Annotated in this window: 3 protein-coding genes and 1 pseudogene; 3 read left to right on the forward strand and 1 reads right to left on the reverse strand. The window is 38.0% G+C overall.

Annotation, left to right across the window (positions count from 1 at the left end):
• The 3 genes and pseudogenes from E1140_RS21425 to E1140_RS07620 all read left to right on the forward strand — a co-directional run.
• Positions 1-271 (forward strand): annotated as a pseudogene (locus E1140_RS21425) (hypothetical protein); the annotation flags it as partial.
• A gap of 7 nt (positions 272-278) precedes the next feature.
• Positions 279-1,379 carry a LysM peptidoglycan-binding domain-containing protein gene (locus tag E1140_RS07615; protein WP_155181201.1) on the forward strand — a complete coding sequence of 367 codons (1,101 nt, stop codon included), beginning with the start codon at positions 279-281 and terminating at the stop codon, positions 1,377-1,379.
• Complete coding sequence (locus E1140_RS07620) at positions 1,376-2,143, forward strand: TIGR02757 family protein (RefSeq protein WP_155181204.1); 768 nt, start codon at positions 1,376-1,378, stop codon at positions 2,141-2,143. The genes E1140_RS07615 and E1140_RS07620 overlap by 4 nt, the downstream gene beginning before the upstream one ends.
• Here E1140_RS07620 and pyrE read toward each other — a convergent pair.
• The coding region (gene pyrE, locus E1140_RS07625) for an orotate phosphoribosyltransferase (RefSeq protein WP_155181229.1) at positions 2,144-2,761 on the reverse strand (618 nt) is incomplete at its 5' end.

Consider the following 2,761-nt stretch of genomic DNA (forward strand, 5'->3'; position numbering starts at 1 on the left):
TACTATTAAGCGTTTTATCCATGGTTTAAATGGAGATGAAATAGTGGCTGGAGCAGAATATTTAGAAACTGAAAGCTGGATTGGTATTTCGTATTATGTTAGAAATGATAAATTGGTCAATAAATTGCTAGTAGTAAGTATGAATAAAGATATTTTGTTATCAGAGACATTAGCTGAAGAACTTTCAGGAGTAGGTCAAGATACTTTCTTTGTTACCGATAACAAGCTTATCTTTGTTAAGGACAAGTCGAAACTTTTTATTTATCTATAAAGGAAATATGCGTTATTTTTTAGTTCTCATTTTTTGCGCAATTCAGATTTCAGCCTACTCAGGCACGTTTGCTCAAGACTCGATTGGTTTAGAAAGGAAAGATGGTAAAGTATTTATTAAGCACGAGGTTGCAGATAGTGAAACCTTATATTCTTTGTCCAGAAGATATGATGTACCAATCTTTAAAATCATTGAAAGCAATCCACCAACCGAGTTTGGCCTTGAGGTAGGAATGATTGTGCTTATTCCGATTGTTGAGAAGGAAACACAAGAGGCAAAACCAGCCCCTGAGGTAGTAAGGCCAGCAATTATTGAGCCTGAGCCGCAACAGAAACCTGTTATAATAACTAGAAGTAGACCTGTCAATGAGGTCATTAAACACACTGTAAAGCCTAAGGAAACCTTGTTTTCTATTTCCAGAACCTACGAGGTTAGCGTAGCAGATATTAAAAAATGGAATGGTCTAACAAGTAATGAGCTTAGTATCGGGCAGGTACTTACTATAAACAAAATGAACAGGCAGGTTGAACAAAATGTGACAACCAATGTCTCGAGGTCAGGCAAGACTCATGTTGTAATGCAATCAGAAACTCTATTTTCCATTTCAAGAAAATATGATGTAGAAGTATCTGACATTAAGAAATGGAATGATTTAGAATCTAATGAAATAAGTATTGGGCAAGAATTGATAGTAGGGAACCCTGATGTTATGGTTGATAATACTGTAGTCACTATTCCTCCACCTGTTAATACTGATTCACCAGTTGTAAAAGATGATAATGTGTTGCCTATAGATACTACACGATATGTTGTACAACAAAGTGACCGTACTAATTTTGAAGAAGTTATAGAGGCAGGTCTGGCAGAGAAAATACCTGGTGGCGATAGCAATAGAAAATATCTCGCACTGCATCGTTCTGCTAGACCCGGAACGATAATGAAAGTAAGAAATGAGATGAACAATCAGGAAGTGTTTGTTCGCGTCATCGGAAAACTACCTAATACCGATGTGAATCAAAATGTGGTCATCAAAATTTCTCGTGCTGCCTATGACAGATTAGGCGCCATTGATCCCAGGTTCAGAGTTACAGTCTCTTACATTCCTTGAGTACCTTAAACTTAAAAGGATTTTTAGATTTAAAGGTTGAGCAATACAATCAACCAAGGTTTATAGAGAATGACCCTATTGTTATCCCACATCAATTTGGTAATAAGCAGGATATTGAAATTTCCGGATTTTTTGCAGCAGTTTTGGCTTGGGGGCAAAGAATAACCATTATTAATAAATGCAATGAGCTGTTCGCGGCCATGGATAATGCTCCTTATGAGTTTATTCTCAATCATAGCGAGTCAGAGCTCAAGCGATTTGAAAGTTTTAAGCACCGGACATTTAATGCCACTGACACACTGTATTTTATTCATTTCCTTAAAGCGTACTATTCAAATCATGAATCTTTAGAAGATGCTTTCTTACCGGGCGGTAAGTCCAACGGAATGGAAGCCAATCTAAAACACTTTCATAACCTGTTTTTTGATTTACCGGATGCTCCTCAGCGAACAAGAAAACACATAGCAACTCCAGCACGAAAATCAGCATGCAAGCGATTAAATATGTTCCTTAGATGGATGGTTCGACAAGATGATTGTGGTGTGGATTTTGGTATCTGGAAAAGAATAAAACCTTCAGAACTTATCTGCCCTTGCGATCTGCATGTAGACAGGGTAGCACGAAAGCTTCACCTTATAAATAGAAAGCAGACCGACTGGCTAACAGCAGTCGAGTTAACTGAAAAGTTAAGAGAATTTGATCCTAAAGATCCAGTAAAGTACGACTTTGCTCTTTTTGGTTTAGGAATAGAGGAGAAGTTCTAACTATTTACCCCAAGCTGCCGGGTTAGACCTCCAGCTTTCAAGGTGAGGAAGTTGAGCATCGATAACGTACCCTCTTTTTAGAGCTTCCTGAAGCAATAGTTTGTAATTACTTAGGCTGGTTAAAGTAACATTAGCTTCTTTAAAGTTTTCAGCGGCTATGTCAAAACCATAAGTAAATATGGATGCCATACCCAGTACTTCAAAACCTGAGTTTCTTAAGTCTGCTACGGCTTTCAATGAGCTGCCCCCTGTAGACACCAAATCTTCAATTACCACTACTTTTTGGCCTGGAGTTACTTTTCCCTCAATCATATTTTCCATGCCGTGTCCTTTAGGCTTTGACCTAACATAGATGAATGGTATATCCAAAGCTTCTGCAACCAAAGCACCCTGCGGAATGCCTGCTGTAGCTACACCAGCGATTGCTTCTACATTATCATATTTTGACTTGATCACTTCTACCAGAGCCTCCTTTATAGTAGTTCTCACAGCGGGGTAGGATAAGGAAAGTCTGTTATCGCAATAGATAGGTGATTTCCAACCTGATGCCCATGTAAAAGGTTTTTCAATGCTTAATTTAATAGCTTCAATATCTAAAAGTTTAGAGGCTATATCTGC

Origin of the sequence: Fulvivirga lutimaris, assembly GCF_009711525.1 — a bacterium.
Taxonomy (GTDB): domain Bacteria; phylum Bacteroidota; class Bacteroidia; order Cytophagales; family Cyclobacteriaceae; genus Fulvivirga; species Fulvivirga lutimaris.